21 protein-coding genes are annotated in these 24,781 nt (G+C 49.5%); 2 read left to right on the plus strand and 19 right to left on the minus strand.

The features are described from left to right. Nucleotides 1-15 precede the first annotated feature (15 nt). The 6 genes from D3P09_RS13710 to D3P09_RS13735 form a co-directional block, all read right to left on the minus strand. Nucleotides 16-954, minus strand: a complete 939-nt coding sequence (locus D3P09_RS13710) for a carbohydrate ABC transporter permease (RefSeq protein ID WP_120110951.1) — start codon at nucleotides 952-954, stop codon at nucleotides 16-18. A gap of 126 nt (nucleotides 955-1,080) precedes the next feature. Continuing rightward, on the minus strand, nucleotides 1,081-3,147 hold the full coding sequence (locus D3P09_RS13715; protein WP_165867437.1) for an alginate lyase family protein: 2,067 nt from the start codon (nucleotides 3,145-3,147) through the stop codon (nucleotides 1,081-1,083). 150 nt (nucleotides 3,148-3,297) lie between these two features. After that, nucleotides 3,298-4,062, minus strand: a complete 765-nt coding sequence (gene kduD, locus D3P09_RS13720) for a 2-dehydro-3-deoxy-D-gluconate 5-dehydrogenase KduD (protein WP_120110958.1) — start codon at nucleotides 4,060-4,062, stop codon at nucleotides 3,298-3,300. Between the two features lie 14 nt (nucleotides 4,063-4,076). After that, a complete protein-coding gene (gene kduI, locus D3P09_RS13725) occupies nucleotides 4,077-4,907 on the minus strand; it encodes a 5-dehydro-4-deoxy-D-glucuronate isomerase (RefSeq protein WP_120110960.1) in 831 nt (276 codons plus the stop codon). Between the two features lie 173 nt (nucleotides 4,908-5,080). Further along, entirely contained in the window at nucleotides 5,081-5,458 is a 378-nt protein-coding gene (locus D3P09_RS13730; RefSeq protein WP_120110963.1) for a hypothetical protein, read from the minus strand. 206 nt (nucleotides 5,459-5,664) lie between these two features. Next, complete coding sequence (locus D3P09_RS13735) at nucleotides 5,665-11,259, minus strand: S-layer homology domain-containing protein (RefSeq protein WP_120110966.1); 5,595 nt, start codon at nucleotides 11,257-11,259, stop codon at nucleotides 5,665-5,667. Between the two features lie 423 nt (nucleotides 11,260-11,682). Here D3P09_RS13735 and D3P09_RS13740 point away from each other — a divergent pair, with 423 nt between their 5' ends. Together D3P09_RS13740 and D3P09_RS13745 are read left to right on the plus strand one after the other, a co-directional pair. Then, a complete protein-coding gene (locus tag D3P09_RS13740; protein WP_120110968.1) occupies nucleotides 11,683-12,300 on the plus strand; it encodes a TetR/AcrR family transcriptional regulator in 618 nt (205 codons plus the stop codon). Beyond that, complete coding sequence (locus D3P09_RS13745; RefSeq protein WP_120110970.1) at nucleotides 12,297-12,758, plus strand: DUF2269 family protein; 462 nt, start codon at nucleotides 12,297-12,299, stop codon at nucleotides 12,756-12,758. Before D3P09_RS13740 ends, D3P09_RS13745 begins: the two co-directional genes overlap by 4 nt. A gap of 114 nt (nucleotides 12,759-12,872) precedes the next feature. On the opposite strand, the gene D3P09_RS13750 is transcribed toward D3P09_RS13745, so the two are convergent. From D3P09_RS13750 to coxB, 13 genes are all read right to left on the minus strand, one after another. Beyond that, nucleotides 12,873-13,619, minus strand: coding sequence for a MerR family transcriptional regulator (locus D3P09_RS13750; protein ID WP_120110972.1), 747 nt, complete (start codon nucleotides 13,617-13,619; stop codon nucleotides 12,873-12,875). Then, nucleotides 13,594-14,520, minus strand: a complete 927-nt coding sequence (locus tag D3P09_RS13755; RefSeq protein ID WP_120110975.1) for a DUF2268 domain-containing putative Zn-dependent protease — start codon at nucleotides 14,518-14,520, stop codon at nucleotides 13,594-13,596. Before D3P09_RS13755 ends, D3P09_RS13750 begins: the two co-directional genes overlap by 26 nt. Nucleotides 14,521-14,760: 240 nt before the next feature. Then, a complete protein-coding gene (locus D3P09_RS13760; RefSeq protein WP_120110979.1) occupies nucleotides 14,761-16,062 on the minus strand; it encodes an ABC transporter permease in 1,302 nt (433 codons plus the stop codon). Continuing rightward, the gene (locus D3P09_RS13765) at nucleotides 16,055-16,957 is read right to left on the minus strand and encodes an ABC transporter ATP-binding protein (RefSeq protein ID WP_120110982.1); all 903 of its coding nucleotides are present in this window, start codon (nucleotides 16,955-16,957) and stop codon (nucleotides 16,055-16,057) included. The genes D3P09_RS13760 and D3P09_RS13765 overlap by 8 nt, the downstream gene beginning before the upstream one ends. After that, nucleotides 16,954-17,898 carry an ABC transporter ATP-binding protein gene (locus D3P09_RS13770; protein ID WP_120110984.1) on the minus strand — a complete coding sequence of 315 codons (945 nt, stop codon included), beginning with the start codon at nucleotides 17,896-17,898 and terminating at the stop codon, nucleotides 16,954-16,956. Before D3P09_RS13770 ends, D3P09_RS13765 begins: the two co-directional genes overlap by 4 nt. Further along, the gene (locus D3P09_RS13775; RefSeq protein WP_120110987.1) at nucleotides 17,895-18,299 is read right to left on the minus strand and encodes a GntR family transcriptional regulator; all 405 of its coding nucleotides are present in this window, start codon (nucleotides 18,297-18,299) and stop codon (nucleotides 17,895-17,897) included. The genes D3P09_RS13770 and D3P09_RS13775 overlap by 4 nt, the downstream gene beginning before the upstream one ends. 20 nt (nucleotides 18,300-18,319) lie before the next feature. Beyond that, complete coding sequence (locus tag D3P09_RS13780; protein ID WP_120110990.1) at nucleotides 18,320-19,042, minus strand: hypothetical protein; 723 nt, start codon at nucleotides 19,040-19,042, stop codon at nucleotides 18,320-18,322. Between the two features lie 210 nt (nucleotides 19,043-19,252). Further along, complete coding sequence (locus D3P09_RS13785; protein ID WP_120110993.1) at nucleotides 19,253-19,714, minus strand: DUF420 domain-containing protein; 462 nt, start codon at nucleotides 19,712-19,714, stop codon at nucleotides 19,253-19,255. Between the two features lie 48 nt (nucleotides 19,715-19,762). After that, entirely contained in the window at nucleotides 19,763-20,683 is a 921-nt protein-coding gene (gene ctaG / locus D3P09_RS13790; RefSeq protein WP_120110996.1) for a cytochrome c oxidase assembly factor CtaG, read from the minus strand. Nucleotides 20,684-20,783: 100 nt separating this feature from the next. After that, nucleotides 20,784-21,101 carry a cytochrome C oxidase subunit IV family protein gene (locus D3P09_RS13795; RefSeq protein WP_120110998.1) on the minus strand — a complete coding sequence of 106 codons (318 nt, stop codon included), beginning with the start codon at nucleotides 21,099-21,101 and terminating at the stop codon, nucleotides 20,784-20,786. Nucleotides 21,102-21,104: 3 nt separating this feature from the next. Beyond that, complete coding sequence (locus D3P09_RS13800) at nucleotides 21,105-21,722, minus strand: cytochrome (ubi)quinol oxidase subunit III (RefSeq protein ID WP_120111001.1); 618 nt, start codon at nucleotides 21,720-21,722, stop codon at nucleotides 21,105-21,107. After that, the gene (gene ctaD / locus D3P09_RS13805) at nucleotides 21,719-23,569 is read right to left on the minus strand and encodes a cytochrome c oxidase subunit I (RefSeq protein ID WP_120112428.1); all 1,851 of its coding nucleotides are present in this window, start codon (nucleotides 23,567-23,569) and stop codon (nucleotides 21,719-21,721) included. Before ctaD ends, D3P09_RS13800 begins: the two co-directional genes overlap by 4 nt. Before the next feature lie 78 nt (nucleotides 23,570-23,647). Further along, nucleotides 23,648-24,703, minus strand: coding sequence for a cytochrome c oxidase subunit II (coxB, locus tag D3P09_RS13810; RefSeq protein WP_120111004.1), 1,056 nt, complete (start codon nucleotides 24,701-24,703; stop codon nucleotides 23,648-23,650). Between the last annotated feature and the right edge of the window lie 78 nt (nucleotides 24,704-24,781).

Here is a 24,781-nt window from a genome sequence, read left to right on the forward strand (position 1 = left end):
CGGCTCCTCTCTAGCCTAGTCTTGTGCGAATCGCTTCTGCAGCACCCACGTCAGCATCGTCAACAGTCCGACGATCATGAACAGCAGCCAGGACAGAGCGGACGCGTAGCCCATGCGGAAGTTCTGGAAGCCTTCCTCATAGATGCGGTAGACCAGCACGGTTGACGAGTTGAAGGGTCCTCCCGACGTGAGGAATGCCACGATATCGAATACTTTGAAAGAGCCGATCAGCAGCGTTATGAACAGGAAGGTTGTGGTTGGCGCAAGCAGCGGCAGCGTAATTTTGTAAAACTTCTGAAAGCTGGTAGCGCCGTCTATGCTTGCGGCTTCATACATCTCTTCCGGAATATTCGTCATGCCGGCGAGATAGATGATGATGATATAGCCGACAATCGCCCATACCGCGATAATCGCAATCGATATTAAGGCGAAGTGAGGATCGGCAAGCCACTTCGGAGGATTGTCGATGCCAAACGAGAAGAGCATCCGGTTAATCGGGCCCTCTGACGGATGGTAGAGGGCGCTCCATACTGCCCCGATTGCAATGATAGAGGAGATATAAGGGATGAAAAACGCCACTTTGAAGTAGCTTTGGAAATAGACGCGATTATGGATAATGACCGCCAGTATAAGAGACAAAATCATACTGATCGGAACGGTCATAACCGTATAAATGAGATTGTTGCGAAGAGCCATATGCACCTTCTGGTCGGACAGGATCTCCTTGAAGTTGTCGAAGCCGATTAGCTTCACGGATGATAGTCCGCCCATCAGATTCCACTCGCTAAAGCTCAGATATAACGAAAAAAATACGGGAAACACATACAGCAATACGATGCCGATCGCTTCCGGTCCTAGAAACAGCCAGCCGAACAACGCTTCCTTGCGGCTGTTGTTCCAGTAACGGCGTTTCGGCGCAGGAGCTTCCGCTCCCGCAGGCTTGCTTAATTCCATAAGGGTTCACCTCTGCCATCTGTTGTAGTGTCTTCATATTAAGCGGATGGCCGGCCGGCCACAGGCAAGAATTCTGACTGAAACGTGCATTTTTTTGACCTGCGGCCGGTATTCGGCATGAGGCGATTATTTTACGATATAGGCTTGATCCTCTTGCCCCTGTTGACGGCGGAGCCACAATACCTCGCCTGTCAATTGAACCTCTGCAAAGCGGCAGCTTTGCGGTCCTTGCCGCGAAATGACCACATAGTCGGAGGTCATCCCGCCGCCGCTGCGTATCTCAAAGCCGAGGGCCTGCTCCTCGCTCAGCGCCTGCTCGCTTTTGCCGCGAATGTCTATAGGTACAATCTCCAGCTCGGCTTCTTTCAGGCGGTTGAATGGACGGAGTACGGTCACGACCGTTGTATAAGGACCCTCTTCCTCCGTCTCCAACACAATCTTGGCGGAGGCGGCCTTCTCATTGTAGTGCCGCGCAATCCAGCAATCCTCTTGGCGGAGGCGGACTCCCGCGCCTGTAGCCTGCAGAAGCAGATTTCCGCCATTCTTATGATTCGTGACGACTCTGTTCCGCTTATGGTCTACCTGCAGCGGCGTATCCTCCGCAAAGTGAAAGTGAACGCCGTACGTATGCTTGCCATTGGATCTGAACGTATCGACCATGATCCAATATTCTCTTTTGATATATAGAACCTGACGGTATACGGCGACCGGCTCGCTAAGTCTCCAGTAGCCGTCATGGCCCGCTTCGGCGTAATCATAACGCTCGCTCGCCTTGAAGAATGCATTGACCGGAAGCGCGGGCTTGCCCCAGGTCCACGTATCGATATATTCCGTTGCGGGCAGCCCGTCCACCGACAGCGTATTATGCTGCAGCGAGGGCTTGAAGTAACGGCGCTCATCGCTCTCCTTGTACGTATACCGTCCGGTATCGATAAGGAAATCCCTGCCTCTGGCATGCAGCTCCACATGGAGCAGATCATCATGTCCATGGCCGGACATGGCCAGATGGCCCCCGTCCATCAGCAAATAATCATCGTGTCCGCCCCAGCCCGAGCGCATGACCATCAGCCCTGCAGGCTGCAAGGCTGCAGATGTATAAGCTGGCAGCTTCCAGGCCAGCCGGTCATAGGCTGCGACTCCTTGAGCGCCGAAGTACCATAGGCTGTCAAAGTCGAGGGACGAATAAGCAAGCGCCCTCAGGTCCTGCCGGCCCAGCAGCAGCGCTCCTTGGCACCATTTGTCCCGCACATCGACATCATCGCTGTCGCTCAGCATCGGCTGGCGGCGGTTCGGCTTCGCAATCGCAAGCGAGGCATCGAACATAGCGTGCAGCACAGCGTATAATCGCTCGCGAGGGGGCTCGCTGTTCCTTTCCCCAAGCCATACCGTCTCGAGGAGATGGTGCAGCACTTCGTGATGGTATTGCGGGGACTGCTCGCCATGGAAGCCGTCAGCGAGGAACTGGGCATCCGCCATCTCCTCCATCCGGTCCAGCGCATCCTTCTTCCACTCCGCAGCTTTCTCCAGTTCAGGATACATAAGAGCGATCTGATACAAGCCGTTAGCGGAAATAAAGCCCCAATTGCTCTGCACATCAAAGGCGGTATACGCCATATGCAGGAACTCGCCATGCAGCTCAGCTTGCTCGATCAGGAGCTTCTCCAGCTCTGCCCGCTCAGCCAGCCATGCCGCCGAGTTGGCAACGCATACATATCCCTTCAGCCAGTTGCCGAAGCGAATAGAAGCGTCAATACGGCGCCAGCGCGAATTCACGTGGTAGCCCCGATGCACGCTGTCCGCCATCTCATCCCGGCTGATACTGTTGTTCGCGCACCAATCCTTGAGCAGTCGAACATAAGCCTTGGCGAAGCGCTCTTCCCCTGTCAGCCAATATGCCTGTCCCAGATCGCGCATATAGCTCATTCGATTCAGCATATACGTCCACTCCGCATCCCCTTCGCGGATATAGTCCCACTCTATGCTCCCCTGGAACGATACCGGATCCTGGCAAGGCTCCATATCCCAGCGGGAGTTATAGATGAAGGTTCCTTCCTCAGCCAGCGCCGCCCGGCGAATGACCCTGCCCGACTCCTCCGGACACAGCTCCAGACATGCCTTCACAATGAAGGCCCGATCCCCCGGCGACCAGAAAAATTGCGGCTTGCCGCTCCAGCTCCGCTCTTGCTTTTCCATGAACCCATCCCCCTGCACTAATTGGTATTGGCAAAAGAAGAGCAAGCCCGCAGCCATCGCTGAAAACTTGCTCTTCTACTCACTTATGCGTATCTTGCTGCGCAGATATTCTAATGCAGCAGGCTTCTTAGTTAAAGGTCTGCTGCAGCATTAACGGGCCAGCCAGCCTCCGTCAACAGCGAGGACATGCCCGTTCACGTAATTCGAAGCGCTTGACGCGAGGAATACCGCCGCTCCCGCGAGGTCCGAAGCTTCGCCCCAGCGCCCTGCCGGAATGCGGCTCAGAATCGATTGGTTGCGCTCCGCATCTTCGCGAATCGCTTTCGTATTGGCTGTAGCGATGTAGCCCGGCGCAATCGCGTTCACCTGCACATTGCGGCTTGCCCATTCATTGGCCAGCGCCTTCGTCAAGCCGGCTACCGCGTGCTTGCTTGCCGTATAAGCCGGTACGAGAATTCCGCCCTGGAAGGACAGCAAGGAAGCGATGTTGATGATCTTGCCTTGCTCCCGCTTCAGCATGCCCTTGCCAACCAGCTGGCTGAGCTGGAAGACCGCATGCAAATTAACGTTGATCACTTCATGCCACTTGCTTGCCGTGTACTCTGCGGCAGGCTCGCGCCAGATGATGCCCGCATTATTGACCAGAATATCGATAGGCTCATCGCCCACCAGTTCCTGGTAGTTGCGATCCAAGCTATCGAGATCGCTCAGGTCAATGAGCACTTCCCGCGAGGAGCCGCCAGCTTCAGCAATTCGAGCAGATGTATCCTCCATATTGCTGCGATGACCGAGCAGCAGCAGCTCTGCTCCCGCTTCCGCAAGGCCGATCGCGATTGCTTGTCCGATCCCCGATGCCGCGCCTGTGACGATCGCTTTTTTTCCCGCTAACGAAAATGGCTGCTTCACTTCACTCATTGGCCGCAGCCTCCTTATTTCAAGGCGTCCATCGGGACGCTGTCCATGTCCGTGAACGTGTAGTTTTCCCCCGCCATCGCCCAGATGAACGTATAGCTGCTAGTCCCGACGCCGGAGTGAATCGACCAAGCCGGAGAGATAACCCCCTGCTCATTGCGCACGACTAGATGGCGGGTTTCTGCAGGCTCTCCCATAAAGTGAAAGACAAGTCCGTCCTGCGGCATGTCGAAGTAGAAATACAGCTCGCTGCGGCGGTCATGAATATGCGCCGGCATCGTATTCCACATATTGTTCGGCTCCAGCAGCGTCATGCCCAGCATCAATTGGCAGCTTTCTACGCCGTCCGCATGCACGTATTTGTAGATGGTGCGTTCGTTGGATTGCGCAATCGATCCCAGATGCGCAGGTGTCGCTTCCGCAATTGCTACCTTGCGAGTCGGACAAGACCGGTGCGCAAGCGTCGATACCAGATAATAACGCGCAGGCTGCGCCGCATCGTTGCTGTGGAAGGTCACCTCTTGGTGGCCTAAGCCAATGTATAGGCAATCCTTGGCCTCAAGTGTATATTTATCGCCGTCCACGATCACATAGCCAGGCGCTCCAACATTAATGATGCCGATCTCACGGCGCTCCAGGAAGTATTCCGTTTTCAGCATATCGCCCGCATCCAGCTTCAGCCCTTCCGCCGTTGGCACGGCGCCGCCCATAATCATGCGATCCTCATGGGAGTGGCACAGGCGCAAGCTGCCCTCCACCATCAAGCCTTCAACCAGGTAGTTTTCTCTCAGCTCTTCTGTTCCATAACGACGCGCATCGCGCGGATGTACTGCATATCTGTTGTCCATAGTTCCCGCCCTCTCTTATCGTTTCCTATTACTATGCGGTATAGAGCGGCCAATGACAGGACATAATTCTGACCCGGTTGTGCATTTTTTTGACTTCGATGGATTTGTAAAAAAAGAGCAGCGGATACAATCCGCTGCTCTCTTCATATACTATTCACCAATCATAACTCGATTTATAGAGGGAGTCCGCTTTCCGGTTTATACACTCTCGAGAAGTGGATTCCGCCACTCGCGTAAAAATGTCCGATCAACTTATATTTGCCCGTTAATTGGTTCGTTTCTGTTGAAAAAACGCCATTCCCTGTATAGGTCGTTTTTAGCCACTCGGTACCTTTATTGCCGGAATTCCTAACTTCAAAGAGTACCCATGATTCGCCGCTGACAGCCGACTCGTTAATGGCTAATGAAAGCTGGACCTTGTCGCTGGATTCCGCTATATCTTGAACAGAAATATCGATATCGAACAAACCGTCATCGCTTAACATTGAACAACCTGCTAGAACAAAAGCCAGCAGCAGCATTGGCACCATTTTAAGAGCTGCATTTCTCATTGCCCCTACTCCTTTCTCACATATCTTATCATGTATTCATATATGGCATGCGGCCCAATATTGACGGAAGATAAACAATTGGGCTTACAAATAGTTGATAGAAAACTACTAGCCATGCCAAAGAAAAAAGCTCCCAATATTGTACCAAGCTATAATACGCCTGCGTACCGTATGGGAGCCCTATCTATTCTCTCCAATCGAATGGATTACTTCTGGGAGTACTCCAAGGTTCTGAGCATAATAACCGCAGCCTCAGCCCGATTTGCCGTTTTGTCTGGGGCGAATGTGTTGCTGCCGATTCCTTGGACAATTCCTCTCTCTGCCAAAAATGCGATGGACGACTTAGCCCAGCCAGGAATTTCGGCGTCATCGCCGAACGATGTCATGGTTGCCTCATTTGATTGCTGGCCAAAAGCTCTTGCGATCATCGCAGCCATTTCTGCACGGCTGATTCTGGCATTCGGCCTGAAGCTGCCGTCGTCGTATCCCGTAATGATCCCCGCCTCTACAGCCTGAGCGATTCCCTGCCTTGCCCAAGCGCCGAAGGATTCGTTATCGGTAAACGTCAAGGCTGCCCCCGCTCCGCTCAGCTTTAATGCTCGCGCCAGCATAACCGCAAATTCGGCGCGTGACACTTCGCCGCCCGGTCTAAAAGCTCCATCTTCATACCCATTTATAATGCCTTCTATTGCAGCGCGTTTAATGAACGCTTCTGCCCAATGACCGGAAATATCGTTTAAGTTCCCTCCGGAGCTTTCTTCGGGCTCGGTACCCGGGGTTTCTGCTGACTTCTCAACGGCGAATACCGCGAACTTCGCAAAATGGTCGACTTCCGCTGTAATTTTGTCACCAGACACGGCACCGCCGACTTCTATCCATTCTCTGTTGGTCTCATCAAAGTAGAACAGAGATGCCGTTTGATTATGGCCAATCCGTTTCGAATCGAACTTAAAGGTCAACGAAATAGCCTTGGAGAAATTCTCTGTAAAATTTTTGTGAATTTCATACACGGAGCTAAGCAGAATATCTTCTTCCGTTATGATCCCCGAAGGATCCAACAGTTTCTCGACTGTAATCGTCAGCTGCTTCTCAGTCGCTCCCGCTGGTATGGTTACTGTGACAGCTCCGCCTGCAAATAGAGCCGAACCTCCCGTTCCGGCAGGGAAGGTATGGCTGTCCGTATCCGGAGTTGGCGGCGTTATGCCCCCTCCGCCGTTACCGCCGCTTGGAGCAGCTGCCCGTGTCACCAAAATCGTATAGACTTTCGTGGTATTCCCATCCTCCGCTGTGACGGTGATCTCGATCCTGTTCATTCCAACCGCCAGATTGTCTCCGCCCGTAATTGTGTATGAAGCTTTCGTGTCTGCGGTTGCGGCAGCAATGATGACGGCAGTCCGGTTATTGGACACACTCACATTATAAGTGGTTTGATCTGCGCTAAAGCCGCTTAGCACGGTTCCGTCTATCATAATTTCGCTTAGATTGGCGTTGTTAGACAAGACGGATTCAATAAAGCCGACTTCAATCGTATGCGCATCGGTGACAAGCTCGAACGTGTATTCACCGGCTTCTGCGGCAGCATCATTGTCGATGCCGTCGATCTTGACATAATCTACGATATAATTTTCGTTTGGCGCGAACGTAAAGGTCTGGCTATCACCGCGCTCTACAAGCACGCTTCCTTCTGGCGTGATCGTTCCGCCCGCTCCTGCGGCAGCAATGATAGTAACAAAGTGGTCTTCCTCATCATCGCCTGTTGCCAGCAATCGAGGCAAAGGCATTTGATTCGCTGCATCCCACTCCCAGACGTGCTCGAAGTCCCAGCCCAGCGACTCAAATGCCGCCTGCTGCGTAAAATCAGCCTCAGTCTTGCCTGCGAATGCAGATACAACACTGGAAGGGACGCCGCTAGTGTTTAACTTTTCATGGTTAAAGAAGTTCATTGGACTGGCATCTATGATCGGCCGGCTGCCAGACCAATACCCTGCGACTTTCCCCGGAGCGGCATCCTTCACCTCACCGACAACGGCGTTTCCATTAAAAGTTTGAAGCAAGCTGCCCGATGAACCGCCCATGTCGCCAAGAATAGCGCCAAAATATTGGCCGCCTGCCGGTCCGGAAACGGTACTCTGTATATAGTTATTTACAATAACATTGCCTGTCACCGTATCGCGTTCCGTTAACGGAGAACCTGAATTGTTCCAGTTCGTCCCCCCCAGCAAACCGCCCACGGTGTTTCCATTTACTTCAGCTTTTACAAAGGAATTTTGCAAGGTTCCTGCATGAAGCAAGCCTACAATTCCTCCGGTGTATCCATTGCCGGTAACTTTACCGGTCACGTAGCTGTTCTCGATAGTTCCCTTTGATGTTCCGGCAATAGCACCAGTGCTATGCGCACCTGTAATATCGGCTTGATCCAGCGCAAGATTTACAATTCGCCCGCCAGTACCCAGATATGCAAAGAACCCGGTGTTATTCGCACTGCTCACTATCTTCAGATTGCGAATCGTATATCCTTTGCCATTGAATGTGCCTATGAACGGTGTTGGCGTTGAGCCTCCTCCAATTGCAGAAAACGCTACATCTGCCATATCGATATCTGCAGTCAATACATAATGTCCATCGATTGGATAATCGGACGATCCAAACTGCTCAGTCAGCGCAGCCAATTCTTCTGCGCTTCCAATCTTGATCGCAGCCGAACCGCCGACGGCCAGCGGATTGACTTTCGCTGTTGCGGAGCTTCTCGCAATGCCGCTATAAAAACCAGTACCCGTCGCAACCGCACGCAAAAATTGTCCGGCGTCTTCCCCTTTGATTTTATATACCGCAGCCGTCTCGCTTGGGATGGTTGCCCAGTATGAACCATCTGCTGAACGCTCCCATTGTATAGAGGCCGTAGCGCTGCTCGGGGTAAGCGATGCGCGCAAAGTCTGCCCTTCCTTTGCAATTCCGGTCACGTCAACACTTTCAACACGCAGCTCTTCATCGTCCTGAGGTACAGCCGGGTATGTCCATGCTGACAAATTCGGCGTTCGCGGAGAATTGGTAATAAGCGCATCATCATCTCCGACGACCAGTGTGCCATTGGCATCAAATCCCTTGCTGGTCACACGAATTTCGGATGGAGAAATCGAGATGTTCGCATAACCTGGTCCGATCGGTCTCACGTCGACGTATGCAACCGTGTCCGGATCCTTGGTAAAGTATGCGCCTCGTCTGTCGTTATTGGCCGAGTAGTTGGTAATATACGTTGTCCCATTGCCATAGGCTTGCGGGTCAATGTTCCCCCCATTGGCATACAGCTTGGTACGCACATAGACATGGTCATGACCCATAAGCACAAGGTCAACGCCCGCTTCATCAAAAGCATTAGTCCAAGAAGCGACTGGATTAGCCATTCGATATCCGAATAACGATTTATGCAAAACCGCAACACGCCATTTGGTCGGATTTTGTTTGACGACAGATTTCATCCAATCTTGCTGCGCCTTGATTTGGGCGGAACTGCTCTGGTCTTGGTAATCCATCATAAGGAACAAGGTATCTCCGTATACAAAATAATAATTGCCTGCTCCGAATTGCGCCTTGTCCAAGCCCGCGACCATCCGTTCCGTACCGTCGCCTCCGCCATAGTAGGCAGCTCCGTTCTGGGGCGGATTATATCTTCCGAACAGATTTCTTAATGTCGGGTCTACCGGCGCCCAGCTGTTATTCGGCGCCCAGCTGTTGCCCGCACCATCGTATTCATGGTTGCCCGTCACCATGTATAGCGGTACATGTGAATAAGTGTCCGCATTGGCTTCAAAAAAGGCATCCCATTCCCAGGTATCGAAGCCATAGTTGACTTGATCGCCAGAGCTCAGGACAAACGAGGCGTTGGGAGATTCCATAAGCGCTTGCTGGAGTGCCTTTCTTGCATAATCCGTATACTGCTTCAAGGTTGCTTCATAGCTGGAGCCATTCTGTTGCGCATCGGTAATCCATACAAAATCAAAGGTATCCAGATCCTCGGCCAGTGTCGCAAAGCTGGCTGGCGATTGAATGCTGGTTACATTCGTTGCACCGTCTCCAACGCTGTACACATATTCCGTGTCCGGCTCAAGTACTCCCGTCTCCGCTTTGTGGCTTTGAACAGGCGCTACCGAATAAGCGGTTCCAGCTCCGTTATAGTTAGCATTTGCAATCGCTTGGGATAGATCGATCGTGGAGTTGGTTCCCACGACTACATCCGTAAACTTGCCGCCGTTACTGTCGAAATCCGACTTTTTCGCATAATAAAGCTGGGTCGTCTTGGTGCTGGGAGGAGTGACCCAGTTAAACCGGGCAATAAACTTGCCAGCATCCTGCTGGAACGAATCCAACAAAAAGGTCACGGATGCCGGCTCGATCCCGCCGCCTATAGGCTGTGTAATCGTCTCACCCGATTTGGCAATCGTAAAGGAATCAATGACGCGGAAAGGACCATCTGCGCCCGTCGCTTTATAGTAGGCTTTATAAATAATAGCATTGCTTGTCACTTCTACCTTGCTGTAGACGCCAGGGGAATAGATGGCTCCTCCGCCCGTCCCAGACTTGTTAATCCGGAGATCGTAAAAATAATCGTTCCACGATGTGTCGCGGGTATCCAAACTATATGCATAATTGTATACCGAGCCCCCGATTACATAAGTAGGCGCTTCACCAAATCCGGTATTCTGAATGCTGCCTGTACCGCCAGCTGAAGAAGTAGTCTTGAGCGTTGATCTGGCATAAGCATGCTCATGGCCGGACAGTACTAGGTCGATGCCGGCGTCCGTCAATCTTTTGCCGGATATGTTATCGACTTGATAGTGACTGGCGCCTGGATCATAAGGGGAAGCATGAATATTGACAATTTTCCATGCCTTAGGGGTCGCTGCCGCTTCTTCTGCCAAAAATTGATATTGAATATTGTTGTCTGCGGTAGAGACGTTGGAGTTAAGAGATATAATTAGCGCATCGCCATATTCAAAGGCATATACAGTGCCGTCGGCAGCCGGAGACAATCCGCTAGGCTGGCGCAAAGAAGAATAATTAAATCGCGCGTTATACTGTTCGAAATTCCGGTCGTAGGATGCTCCATCATGATTGCCCGGGGTTGCCATGATGGGCAATGAATCCAATAAATGTTGCGCTTCATCAAAAAAGAACTGCCAGTGGTCTGAAAAACTGGCATCTTCGACTACATCGCCATTGTGCAGGAGAAAAGCAGCATCGGGCTCGTTCGCCTTGATATAATCATACAAGAGCCCTGTATTGGCAAAGGAGCTTGGCGAGGTGCCTTGTGTGTCAGGACTCACGACAAAAGAGAAAGGTTTTTTCTCATTGTGGTCCGAAGGGGCGGTAAAGCTGGCAATCTCGCTATAACCGCTGGTTGCGTTTCCGACTTTATAATAGTATTGGTGATCAGGCGCTAGATCTCGAAGGATGACATTAAAGGCGTTAACCGCTTTAAAATTAACCAGCTTGCTGTCGGGTATGCTTCCTTCAGCAACGGGAACCTTCAGCGACGCATTTTTTTGTAAACCTCCCGCTAGATCGGGCGAGGTGCTATAGATAATTTCGGAAGTATTCACGGACGGATCCGTCACCCAGTTAATAGCCATTGCCGTCTTGCCTTCATCCGCTCCTCCAGCGATACTAATGGCAATTTGAGACGGAACAGATGCCGGCACAGCAGCTGACGCTGGTTGCAACGGTGTCCCGAGCCCAGTAACAGCCATTAGAACCGCCAGCATGGCCACTATTGCCCTTTGTGTCTTTCTTGATGCGATGTACATTTTCGTTTCTCCTCCTCTGAAAATGATAGGACCCTGTACATTATGATCATCGAATGTTAATTTTCACCCTTCTTTCTGTTATCAAAGTGATAACCAGATATTTATTAATTGTAATAGTAAATATATTCATGAAAAATAAATATAACAATGATTATCATTGTCGTATTATTATCTGTTTTTTTATTTATTTCATATGAAAAACAATGACGATATTCATGACTTTGTTCTGATGAAACAACTAAAATTCATCAGAAAGTCCCATCTCCTCCCTACAGCTCATAAAAATGCAAGGCCTTCCTCTGTCGCCATTCCTATTTTTGGCCGGGCACTCATCACTTCTTTTCATATTGTCTATTTACAAACCGACGGTCTGTATTTATAATTTGCGTATACATTTATTAACATGCCAATGGAGGGGTGACCTTGAAGCAAGAGGAGCGCAGGCAACAGACGATACGAAGACTAATGGACACGACCAAGGAATTAATCGCGGAAAAAGGATGCCATTCCATCACCATGCAGGACATTATGATGAAGTCCGGTTTAACCAAGGGCGCAATCTTTCATTATGTAAAGAGTAAAAATGAAATTTTTATCTGGGTGCTGCAGGAGCGTCTAGAGGAAACAAACGGCAGTTTTATGAATGAAGTTGAACATGGCCGCCGAAATTTCGACGATCCGATGCAGGAAATCAAAAAAAGCATCCTTGCCTACGAAAATCCGCAGGACATAACGAACAAAGTGCTGCTGTACTTGCTCGGAAAAGAAGATGACCCTATGGTCGCAGAAGCACTGAACCAGTACTACAACCGGTCCGTATATTTATCCAAGCTATGGATTGAAACAGGCCAGAAGCACGGAGTCATTCCTGAAACGGTTGATGCGGAGAAAACGGGTGATATGTTCACGCTGATGACACTCGGATTAAGAATCCGCTCTAGCATTCCGCAGGCAAAGGCGGCTTTTAAGGCCCAGGATTTATCGGAATTTATTCGCGATATTCTAAATGGCGGCGAACGGAGAAAGGGTGAGGAGCTATGAATTTGTGGTTAACTTTGCATTTGGTCGGTGTTTTGTTGATGGTTGGCAATATCATTACTGCAGCCTTTTGGAAAATTCGGGCCGATCTGACCAAGAATCCGTCTATCATTCATCAAGCTGCCAAGAATGTCATGATTGCTGATTATTCATTTACATTGCCCGGTCTTATCCTCATCATTATCTCAGGCGCTGTGATGGCTGGACATTCGGGCGTCTCGCTGCTGGGACTAAACTGGCTTACGCTTTCCCTTCTCCTATTCGCGATTTCCGGTATTATTTGGCTAGCCATACTCCTTCCGCTGCAGTTCAGAATGATCCGATTCAGTGCGGATAGTGTACGGGCAGGCGCCATTTCTGCGGCATATCGGCGAGCTTCCCGCCAGTGGGCTATCTACGGCGTCGCCGCTACTTTCTTGCCGCTTGTCATTCTTTACTTCATGGTGATGAAAGGTTTCTGAATGGTTTGTATGATGCATATTGTTTTTCTAGCCGCGAGCCTTGCCATTATGATATTCTATCTCCGCAATCGGCCTGTGCGGAAAGCAATTCAGCATAGGACATATTCTCCCTGATTACCGATTGATATTATACATGATTGCACTGTAAAGAAAATCCGCTAAATCCTCATTGCCGTATTGATTAAAGTAGTTTTTGAATCGCACATCGAATTTGTAGGTATTGGCAATGCAAGCAAGCAATTCTTCATCACACGTCATGAATTGCATTAGATTTGGTTTCCACTGCTCAATTAATCGCTGAACTTCATCGGAGGCAGGGTCCTGGTCTCCGCAAGACGCAATTTGTTTGAAAATGACCTCCATTGATTCAAAACGTGCCTCTTTCTCATCTGGTGATATACTTTCCAATGTTTCATTAAACTCTTTATACGTTTCTGTTTCGCCATAAATGAATCTCGCTTCATTTTCATATTGTTGCTTTAGTGGCAAAGCAGAAGTGCTGTTGAAGAGTTGCAATTGGCTAATATCTTTCCCCGAAACGTATTCTTCAAGTGCTGCCATGATAGACTCTAGTCTTTGTTTTCTCGATAATAAGGTTTGTCTCTGCTGCTTTAATATTTGTTCCTGTTCTTGTCTGGACAGCTTTACAATGTCCGCAATTTCTTTCAAGGAAAAATCCAATTCCTTCAAAAACAAAATAGTTTGAAGTTTTGCCAAACTGCTTCGATCATAGAGGCGGTAGCCTTTTTCCGTCAGATGTGTCGGTTTATATAAATGAATTCTATCGTAATAATGCAGGGTCCGACTTGTAATGCCTGTAATCTGAACAATATCTTTAACTGCTAATAATGGTTTCTTCATCCCAAAATCCTTTTACTTCGTCTAGTATTTGAGCGGCAGGTGTTATGGTGGCCTCAAAAATCGTTTTTCCTGTCTTTCTTAAATAATATTGGATTAAATAATATCCGCAAGCGTAGCCAGCGCTATAAGGCATATTGACCGGTTCAAAGCCTTGAAGTTTTGCGATCTCGTCACCGTAAAGATACGGAGCAAATTGATCAAATCCGGTTAATTGCAACTGCTCTCTGAGCACAGGCTTTATGCGCCTGTTAAGTGTTTCCGCGTTGGTTTTCGTTACCCAAGGACCGAGCCATTCTTCTCCAAACATAAATGTAGCATAGTTTTCAGCCAATCCTTCACTCACAATTAGCTCACCCAAATTAACAGTGTGATCCCACTGAATAAATTGATATCGCACATTATGGTTGCATTCATGCGCCAATGACGCCTTCATTCGAGGAATCGTGTACTCATTCGGCAAGAGTGTACCCCAGATAAACCCAGGAATGCCCCCAAATCCGCTATATCCTTCGTTTATAACTAAGGCACGGCTTCCGGGATTCCCTAGTTGAATGGTGAACAAATATTCGGATACGGGGAGACTAATTCCATGTTCTATAAATGGACGGAGGCTTTTTCTTACAGCATGCTCACACTCTAGCCAAAAAGCATCTGACGAAATCAACTCTATCTCAGGTGAAATCTGCCCGGTAATCTGCTCAGGGGAGCGATGCATTATACTATTAAACGTAACAACGTCAAAACCATTCGCCTCGTCAGCCCTAAAAGGAATTTGTTGAATTTCCCATTGTTTCATAAAAGGAGCCATCATTTCATTTCTGAACAATTCAAGCTTTTCCTCGGGCGAAGCTTGGGCAACCTTTTGATAAATTTGATCTGAACGCAATGTTGTTATGTTCATGTTCTCTCACTCCTAGTCATGTATTCATAGAGTGAATTATCGACTATGACCTAACGTCATAGTCAAGTACTTTGAATCAAATACTGAAAATAAAGTGCAAGGAACTCGATGCCTATAATTTCGTTATCGTATATTCACCATTCTCTATGTAAATAGAAAAAAGCCAGCAGGATAAAGACATCTCAACCTGCTGGCTTCAGAAAAAAGGTTCAAAAATAGGCTGTCAAAACTGATCCACTATTAAATTTTATAAGCTTTCATCGCTTTGCGGATTTCTTTCCAGCTTGGGCGCTTGCCGTACATCAGGACGCCTGTGCGGTAGATTTTGGCCGATACGTACACTGCGATGTAGATCGTCACCAGCAGCAATCCGATCGACAGGGCTGCCTCCCAGAAAGGAACATCTGTCAGGCCGAGACGCAGAATCATCACGAATGGCGAGAACAGCGGGATAAACGATGTTACTTTGACCAGCATGCTGTCTGGCGCGCTCAGGCTGAAGATTGCAATGTAGAAGCCGGCAAGCGAGATAATGGTCATAGGCATAGTCGCTTGGCCCAGGTCCTCTGTGCGGCTTACGATCGAGCCGACTGCTGCATACAGCGTCGCGAACAGGAAGAAGCCAGTCAGGAAGAAGATAATCGCATATGCGAGCAGAAGCGGATCAATCTTCGTCAGATCAATGTCAAGACCTGCAAGCGCGTCTTTGTTGTGCGGCAGCGATACGTTAGCCAGAATGACGATTATGAAGAATGACACCTGGCTCAAAACTACCGTGAACATACCGAAGATTTTGCCGAACATGCCCTTCAGCGGCGATACGCTTGTGATCAGAATCTCCATGACACGGGAGCTCTTCTCTGCCGTAATCTCCGACGCAATCAACTGGCCGGAAGTAATGATCGCCATGAACAGGAAGATGATGATGAAGTAGATCAGACCCATATTCACACCTTGCTCAGCCGGCGTTCTGCCGCCCTCAGCAGAGGAGATTTGCACTGCTGCGATATTGATCGGCGCATTCAGCTGCGCCACCTGCTCATCCGTCAGTCCTGCATCCTGCAGAATCGTGGCTTGGCGAATCAATTGGAGTGCGCCCGTCAAGTTCTCAGTCAGCGAGAACTCCATCATCTTCTCGGACTTGTAGCTCATCTCCGGATAGCCACTTGGCGTCATCGCGCCAAACTCCAGATAACCTTTAATATCATTGTCTTTAATCGCTTGCTTCAGCTGCTTCTCATTTTCTTCGCTGCTGCCTTTGTCAGGGTAAGCAATAAGCTTAAGCTTCGCATTCTCTTGCTGCTCGTAGAAAGCTTTCAGGCTGTCGCCAGTCGCTGTTCCTGCAGCCGCTTCAACATTCGTGGACTGAATGTAACCGATATTCGTCGCTTTATCTCCGCCCTTATCAAACTGGGAGATAATATAAGGGAGATTGACCCCGATACTTAAAATAACTGCAATAATAAGCGTCGTGATAAGAAATGCTTTGCCTCTAAATTTGTTGCGCGCTGTAAATCCTACTACTGTCCAGAAACTATTCATGGCGATCACCTACCGTTTTAATAAAGATTTCATTCAATGTTGGTTCCTTAATCTCGAAACGAGTGACAGTTGACTGAGCCATCGCATGGCGCAGGATCTCGCCGCCTACCGCTTCATTCTGGATACCGATTTCATAGCCGTACTCCTGAAGCTTTACGCCTGTTACACCGCTAATGCTCTCAAGACCTGTTACGTCGTTCTCTGTGGTCAAGATGACGCGTTCACGCGGATACTGCTTTTTGATTTCCTTGATGCTGCCCTTCACCACTGTATTCGAGCGGTGCAAGATCGTAATATTGCGGCATAGCTCCTCGACATGCTCCATGCGGTGCGTCGAGAACAGGATGCTCGTGCCGGAGTCTCTCAGCTCCTTGACCGTCGACTTCAGAAGCTCGACATTGACCGGGTCAAGTCCGCTGAACGCTTCGTCCATAATGATGATGCTCGGACGGTGATTGACGGCAGCGATGAACTGGATTTTTTGCTGATTGCCCTTCGACAGCTCTTCGACGCGCTTGTTGTAGTATTCCGGCACCTCGAATCTCTCCAGCCAATATTTCAAGTTCGTGTCTGCATCCTTGCGGGACATGCCGCGCAGCTGGGACAAGTAGATGATCTGATCGCTGACGCGAATTTTCGGATACAGGCCTCTCTCCTCTGGCAAATAGCCGAGGCGGCTAAGCTGCTCATTGCTGTAAGGCTTGCCGTTGTACTTGATCGATCCGCCATCCGGATAGATCAAGCCCAGTACCATACGCATGGTCGTTGTTTTGCCCGCGCCGTTCGCGCCCAGCAGACCGTAGATTTCACCTTCGCTTACTTCAAAGCTGATGTTGTTGACCGCCGTTTTCTCGCCATACTGCTTCATGACTTGTTCTACTACTAATGGTTTCATCTCGCTTTTCCCCTCGCTTCATGTACTCGTTTGCTTATTCCATCTTGCAGCAGCAATGTGCTCATAATTTCATCAAGCTCCAGCGCTTGCTTGCTTAAGATCGTAATGCCTTCCGTCTCGCACCACTGCTCCGCCTGGTAGGCTTCGCTGGTCGTAATTCGGAACGACTGGCCGCCGACTGATTCAATGCCGCATTGTCCCGGCATTCGCGAAGCCATCTGGCTAGTCAATCCTTCTCCCGAGACGAAGAAAGTAAACCAGCTGCTGAACAGCTCATCCTTCTCATAGACCCCAAGCACCCGGCCCTGTGCCATAAATACGATATAATCTGCCAGCCGCTTTACTTCCTCCACGATGTGGGAGGTCATCAGAATCGTTCGATCGCCTGGATCCATATAGCGGTGGAGAATCTCGATCATCGACTTCCAAGCCAGCGGATCAAGTCCGGAGGATGGTTCATCGAGAAGCAGCAAATCTGGTGCATGGGCCAAAGCAATCGCGAATTCGCACTTGCGCCGCATCCCCTTCGACATCTTCCCTAGGGGCAGATTATCATTGACCTGCAACGCGAGCAGCAGCTCCTGATAGCGGTTCACATCCCAGTTCTTGTACCAGCAGCTGTTGAATCTGGCTTTCTCGAACGCTTTTAGCTTGTCGTCATGCGGCAGTGATTCCTCCGGTAGATAGCCTATCCGCTGCTTGATAGGAGCATCATCTCCCGTACCGATGGGATGATCCAGCACCGTCACCGTTCCGTCCTGCGGCTTCTCCAGGTCCAGGATCATACGGAATAGCGTACTCTTGCCGCTGCCGTTCGGTCCAACGATCGCTGTAATGAATCCCTTCGGGATATCGAGAGTTATGGGCCCCATCTTGAAGTTCGGCTTGCGCTGCACGATATCCCTGAACTGAATCGCCTGCTCCTCTTGCCAGTCGCTCATGATGTATTCCCTCCTTGCCTGTAGTGTTTCTGAATCACTTCATTGAAGAGCTCTATCAATTCTTCTTCCGGACATTGCATTCGCTTGCCAGCCGTTACGGCTTGATCAAGTGCTTCGATCACCGCTGAGAGCCGGTGCCGGTCACGCTCTTGCTCGCCGACCTTCGCGACGTAGGTACCGGTGCCCTGCCTTGTCCGAAGCAGTCCCTCGCTCTCAAGATCGCTATATACTCGCTTTACCGTAATCACACTGCATTTGACCGTCTGAGCCAGCTCGCGGATCGAAGGCAGCAGCGTGCCTTCCTCCAGCTGGCCGCTTACAATCAATGCCCTTAGCTGGACTTCGATCTGATGATAGAGCGGCTCTGCACTTTGTTCATTAATCTGTATAGGCAGCCGCATCGCTTCACCCGCTTTCTCTATTAACTGATAAAGCTCCTTGTTCTCAGTTTCTTCTCCATTGCCTTCCGTATGCCCAAGAAAGATAATACTCCTAACAAAATCCCGATCAGCGACAGCCACCAGCCGCCTTGTGCAATAGTCTCGTAGCTTAGAAGCACCAGACTGTCTCTAGTGGTGTAAGAGTAAAACGCCATCACCGCAAGTAAAAGCAGCGAAATTACTGTACAGAACCAGAAGTACTTGATTCCCGAATATCCTGTCTCGAAGTAGAGATACATAATTCCGATTGCAATTGATATCCCGATCCAGAACAAGGCATACAAGACAAAGTCCATCAGTCTCATATTGGCACCCAGCGATCTGGCGAATAAGTAGTAAATTGTGAAAAAGACTATCTTAGCTATTAGGCCATTAGTGAGGTATAATACGATCCGTCCCAGTGCGATTTGCTTAATCGTTATAGGCATCGTACGCCATGCCGCCAGCTTTCTCGTAAAGGAATCCATCTTCCAATAGATTCCTGAATTCTGTGTAGACATTAATCCCAGCATCGGAAGAAGCGTGACCGTAATGAAATCCATGGCCCAGAATGCGAATGTACTATTGTCCTCTCTCGAATCAGCGAACATCGGTACAAGAAAAATGAGCAAGTAACCGATAAAGATGAGGGTGATAATGTGCTTCCACCTGATTCGTCTTAGTTCTTCCTTCGCCAGACACCAAGCTCCTTGCCATGTGTTCATCTGGCAGCCTCCCTTCGGCAACCGTATATACTTATTTTTCACTGTGTATACTGTGCTGTGTTTATATACTGTATATATCTATATACACAGTATATGCACACCTCGAATAGCTGTCAATACTTCCAGAACATTTTTTTTATCTTTTTTCCATGGGCATTTCCTCGCACAAAAAAAGCCATCCGTTCTTCACGAATGACTTTCTTCAACCGGTTACCCGAATATGGCTTCAAATAATGGTTTGGCGTCTGCTGCCGGGTACAGCACGTACAAGATCGAATAGACCGCTACGCCTGTGATGGCTGTAATAAACCAGATGATCGACGTCAATCTGCCGAGCCTGCGGTGCTTCTTGAACTTCTTCTTGTAGCCCAGTGTTATCGTCGTAATGCCGAATACTGCAGCCACAGTTGCAAGCACAATATGGAACAATAAGAATACAAGGTAATACGGCTTAAGTCCATCCGGACCATTGTAAGGCGTGCTCCCGATAATGAATGTTCTGGACGCGTAGATAATAAAGAACAAAATTGCGGCAACAGCAGCGTAGACCATTACCTTCTGATGCTGCTCCAGCTTCCGCTGAACCGCCAGCCGCCAGCCGAACGCCACAAGTGTGGCGCTTAGCACGATAAAGAATGTGCTGACTGTCGGCATGAGAATATTCAAGTCCATGTTAATCCTCTCCAGGTATAAAGATATAAGCGTGAGTTCAATCAGCCGTTAGGCAGTGCCGGGATTCGTGCCTGGCGTTCCCGGATTCGGCAACTCGTCATCTGCATGGTGCTCCCGCTTAAACCATTGCTTGAAGATGTATGCGAGAATGATGCCGTACATAAGCTCCTGTACCAGCTTCATTATAATGCCGCCTAGCTGCTGATCATCGACTACCCCAAGCGTATTGAAAAACTGAGGACCGCCGAACTGTGCTATCAGAGCGCTGCTATCGCTGCCTGGCATACAATAGCCCATCGCCGTCGCCCATACTTGCGGATCATTATACGTTGCGTACATGCCAGCAGGCGAGAAGATGATCAGTGCGCAAGCCGGCGTGAGCAATACGCCGTTGGCGAATACATACGCCATCTTTTTCACATGCGTCAGCCTGTTCCATTCCGGGACCGGGCTTGCAATCTGCCACCACATCATGAATGCCGTAATGAACAATGCCACATAATAAATACGATGTACGGTAAAGTTAGTCATGACGTAATCATGCACCATCGGAACATGATAGATCGAGAATAGCATATTGAACGCTACTAGCGTAACGATGGGATGCATAAGAAATCGAAGCTTCCTCCAGAAGCCAGAAGAAAACGCCGCTCGCCATATAAAAGCCGGAATTCCCAGCAAAATCATCGGCGGAACGATGAGATAAGAAACCGACATATTGACCATATGGAACGTAAACATCAAGTGACCAAGCAAATTGAAAGGGCCGCCATGACAGAGATAGACCAGCACGATCGCCGATACAAAAAGCGTCTTCTGCATTAAAGTCGCTGGGGCTGCCTCAGGATGGCGCTTCTCGCGCCATGGGCCGATCAGATAGAAGTAGAGGATGACTATCGCAGCCATCGCAAATAGAAACATAGGCGTCCACAACTCAGTGAAGGAGAAATACTTGTTTAAATCTAACACTAGAGGAGGCTCCTTTCTCATGCACTCAAGCATTTGTTACGAAAGAAGAGGGACCCAAACCGGGACCCTCCTCTGTTCAGTTGCATGTGGCGGTATCTGATTACCACCAAACCCAATATTCTGCCATGATCACGCAGGTAAATACGACGAATACACCAGACAGAATGCCGATTAACGCGTACTTATGACCACGGTCTTTCATGTGCATCCAGAACGCCATCTGTACGAATACTTGAAGAACAGCCGTTCCGAGAAGAATGATATAGATAAAGTCTTTGTTGATCTCGCCGCTAATTACAGTTGCGAATGCAATGAAGGTAAGCAGGATCGAGAAGATAAAAGCGACGATATGTTTCTTTGGACCTTCTACCTTGTGACGTTTGGTGTTTTGCTCCGTGGCGGGCTGATTGCTTGCCATACGTTAAACCACCTTTCCCATCAGGTATACAACCGTGAAGATGAATACCCATACAACGTCGATAAAGTGCCAGTACATACCAGCTACATATACTTTCGGTGCAGTAACGACTGTCAGTCCTTTTCTCATTAGCTGAATAATAAGCAGCGTAATCCACAGAATACCGAACAATACGTGCGCTCCGTGGAAGCCAACCAGCGTATAGAAAGAGGAGCTGAATGCGCTTGTAGTGAAGCCATGGCCTTCGTGTACATAGTGTACGAACTCGTAAATCTCAAGGCCAAGGAAGCCGAGGCCAAGCAATACGGTAACGATAAGCCAGTTGATCAAGCTTTTTACTTTTTGCTGATGCATCGCTTGAATCGCGAATACGCTCGTTAAGCTGGATGTCAGCAGGATTGCGGTAGCATAAGCTACCAGCTTCAGATCGAACAAATGATTGGCGGTCGGACCGTCAAGCACTTGATGACGGAGGGCAAGGAACGCTGCGAACAGCGTACCGAACAATACCGTCTCGCCGCCTAGGAACAGCCAGAAGCCGAGGACTTTATTGCGTCCCTCAAGGGTCGCCTTTTCCGGCTCATGAGGCAATTGGCCTTCTACATGCGTGTGCGCGCTCATGCTTTCCCCCCTAGATCCTTCAGAATTTCTTCTTCCTCGATATGGAAGCCATGATCGTCAATCACCGAACGGAGCAGCATACAGATTAGTGTAATGGCAAGACCCACGATTCCGATGAAGTGACCCATCGTCAAGCTCGTTCCGAGGAATTGACCCCAATCTGGCGAATACATGAAGCCGAAGCCTGCAATGAACAAGCCCATGCCCATGAAAAACGGCAGAATCGAAGGTGACGGCATATGAATCGGACCAACCGGCTCAGCAGGCGTCATGCCGCTGTGGCCGTCTTGCTTCTCTTTCCAATATGCGTCATAACCGCGTACAAGCGGAGTTTGTGCAAAGTTGTACTCTGGCGGCGGAGATGCAATCGTCCACTCCAGCGTACGTCCGTCTTCCCAAGGATCGTTCGCGACGCCTTTAGGTTTAACGCTAGTGATAACAATGTTCATCAAGAACATAACCGTACCAATACCCATCATTAGGGCACCAACTGTACTAATCATGTTCATTTCATTAAAGCCAAGTCCGTCCAGGTACTGCCAGATACGGCGCGGCATACCCATCAGACCAAGGAAATGCTGTACGAAGAACGTCAGGTGGAAGCCGATATAGAACATCCAGAACGTCCATTTGCCAAGCGTTTCATTCAGAATGCGGCCGAACATCTTCGGCCACCAGTAGTGCAGACCTGAGAACAGGCCAAGCACCAGACCGCCTACGATAACGTAGTGGAAATGCGCTACGACGAAATACGAGTCATGATACTGGAAGTCAGCCGGCGCTGCAGCAAGCATGACGCCTGTTACGCCGCCCATTACGAATGTAGGGATGAAGCCGACTGCGAACAGGTTCGCGGTCGTAAACTTGATGGAACCGCCCCACATCGTGAACAACCAGTTAAAGATTTTGATACCTGTCGGTACCGCGATCAGCATCGTTGCGATGGAGAACAGCGCGTTCGCTACCGGGCCAAGGCCCGCTGTGAACATGTGATGCGCCCATACCATGAAGCCCAAGAAGCCGATCAGGATTGTAGCGAATACCATGGAGCTGTATCCGAACAGGCGCTTGCGCGAGAACGTGCTGATAACTTCGGAAATGATACCGAAGGCAGGCAGGATGAGGATATAAACCTCAGGATGCCCGAAGATCCAGAAAATATGCTCCCACAGAACAGCGTTGCCGCCTGCGGATGGATCGAAGAAGTTCGCATCGAACAAACGGTCGAACATCAGTGCCGCCAAACCTACAGTAAGAGCAGGGAAAGCGAACAGGATCAATGCCGATGTAATGAAAACAGTCCATGTGAACATTGGCATACGCATGAATGTCATGCCTGGAGCACGCATGTTGATGATGGTAACAAGGAAGTTGATACCGCCGACAAGCGTACCGATACCGGCTATCTGCAAGCCCAGTACATAATAATCGACGCCATGGTCGCCGCTGTACGTTGTACCTGCAAGAGGCGCATAGGACGTCCAGCCTGCATCAGGCACATCGCCGACAATCCAGCTCACGTTCAGCAGGAGTCCGCCGAAGAGGAACGTCCAGAAGCCAAGCGAGTTCAGGAAAGGAAAGGCAACGTCGCGCGCGCCGATCTGAAGCGGAATGACCGCGTTCATTAATGCAAATATCAATGGCATCGCTGCCAAAAAGATCATGGTCGTACCGTGCATCGTAAGCAGTTCGTTGTATGTATCTGCCGACACGAATGTTCCTTGCGGCTTCCACAGCTGGATCCGGATCAGAATGGCTTCCAGACCGCCTACAAGGAAGAAAAAGCCCCCTGCAATCAAATACAAAATACCGATTTTTTTATGGTCAACCGTTGTCAGCCAGTCCATTATGCCGCTGTAACGTTTGACCGCATGCGCGTGTGCATGAGCCAAGGTAGGTACCTCCTTCAATCACTGATGATCGTATTATTCGTAATTAAGCGTTAACTCAGAAAGATACTTCGCAATACCTTCAAGCTCTTCTTCAGTCAGATCATATTGATTGACCATATTATTTCCTGGTTTAATACTTTCAGGGTCTTTGATCCACTTGTAAAGGTTGTTGTATACCGTATCTTCGTGGTCATACTTCTTATCATCAGCGTCCACATTCACCAGAATGCCGCCAACGCTCTCGCGGCTGCCGATGCCTGTAAGGTTAGGATATGCTGGTCCACCCATATCGCCCACAGCGTGGCAAGTCAGACATTTGCTTTCGAATGCAGCAGCAATGGCCGGGTCGCTTGGAAGCGCTACAGGTTCTTGCAGTGCGGCAGCCCAACGATCGAAGGCATCCGGGTTAACCGATTTTACTTTAAAGTCCATGAGGCCATGGGAAGGTCCGCACAACTCGGCGCATTTGCCCAAGTAAACGCCTTCTTTTGGCGCGGAGAAGTACATGAAGTTTACGTTACCGCCTGGGTTCGTATCGATCTTGCCTGCAAGTGACGGAATCCAGAACGAGTGAAGCACGTCAGCCGTCTTCGCTTCGATGGAAATCGTCTTGCCTGTTGGAATAACCAGCTCTTGAGCTGTCTTGATTCCAAGCTCAGGATACTCGAATTCCCACCAGTACTGGTGCGAGGTCACGATAACTTTAACCGCCTCTGGATCATCGCGATAGTCCTTGGCTAGATTGAAGACCGATTGTACCGTTGGCACGCCAAGGATAATAAGAAGGATGATTGGAATAACTGTCCAAATAATCTCCAGCTTATGGCTTCCTTCAACTTGCTTTGGAATCGTCTTGTCGCCAGGACGTCTGCGGAAACGGATAATTACGTACAAAGAAATTGCAAATACGACAACAATTACGAGACCCATGATGATAATTGCTGTCTTCATCAGCCCGAATTGCTCTTCCGCTACTGGACCCTGGGGATTCAGCGTGGACAAGTCTTCCCGTCCGCAAGCGGCTAGCACTAATACCATTAAGGCCATTAGCGGCGCAAGCCGTTTTACAAATTGCCACCGATTCATCATTAATCAACCCCACTTTTGACGTTTTCGCAGCTGCCTAATTTTCACGTGGCAAGCGGCTTTGCTGCGTGTTTCACAGAT

Source organism: Paenibacillus pinisoli, assembly GCF_003605435.1.
Lineage (GTDB): Bacteria > Bacillota > Bacilli > Paenibacillales > Paenibacillaceae > Pristimantibacillus > Pristimantibacillus pinisoli.